The organism is Bremerella sp. JC817 (genome assembly GCF_040718835.1).
Classification (GTDB): Bacteria; Planctomycetota; Planctomycetia; order Pirellulales; family Pirellulaceae; genus Bremerella.
This window is the reverse complement of record NZ_JBFEFG010000080.1, coordinates 1-614: the sequence shown is the minus strand read 5'-3', so window position 1 is coordinate 614 and position 614 is coordinate 1. Positions and strand designations below refer to the sequence as shown.

Here is a 614-nt window from a genome sequence, read left to right as displayed (position 1 = left end):
GTTTACTTCGATGGCGAGTACCATTTGTTCTTCCAGCACAATCCGCACGACACCGTTTGGGGCATTGAGCGATATCTGATCATAAAAAAACGCCGCGAGATCTCGCGGCGATTTTGGGTTTTAATCGACAGGTGCCGGGCGGGGGGACATTATAACCTACACATCCTAATTCAACAAAATGTAAAAGCCCCCACAACTGCCAGGGCATTATCACGAATCATTTCGGCCGGTCGGTTTTCGTTTTGAATCGACTGGTGCAGGGCGGGGGGACTATTTCCCCTCCGCTTCCTTCTTCAGCTTCATGTACTCGCCCGCCCTTTTCCTTCCGGAAGCTCGCCTTCCAGTTTGTAGGGAACTTCGGCGATGTCGAATGTGGTTGAGGCAGGCTTGGTGTCGATCCGATTTCAGCTTGCCCTCGGCTTCGTAAGAAACGCACACGATCCGCGTCAGACCTTTATAGGGGAATGGTGCCTGGCGATCTTGCCGGTTCTCGATGTTCACCGTGCTGTTGGCAAAGTTCGGCGCCGACGAGATGCTGGCGCGGGCCGTCGACACCAAGCCTGCCTCAACCACATTCGACATCGCCGAAGTTCCCTACAAACTGGAAGGCGAGC

1 protein-coding gene is annotated in these 614 nt (G+C 54.2%); it reads left to right on the top strand.

Going from position 1 to position 614, the window contains the following annotated elements; all coding sequences use genetic code 11:
• Positions 1-246, top strand: a 246-nt coding sequence (locus AB1L30_RS00370; protein WP_367011373.1) for a hypothetical protein, incomplete at its 5' end; no start/stop codon positions are given.
• Positions 247-614 lie beyond the last annotated feature (368 nt).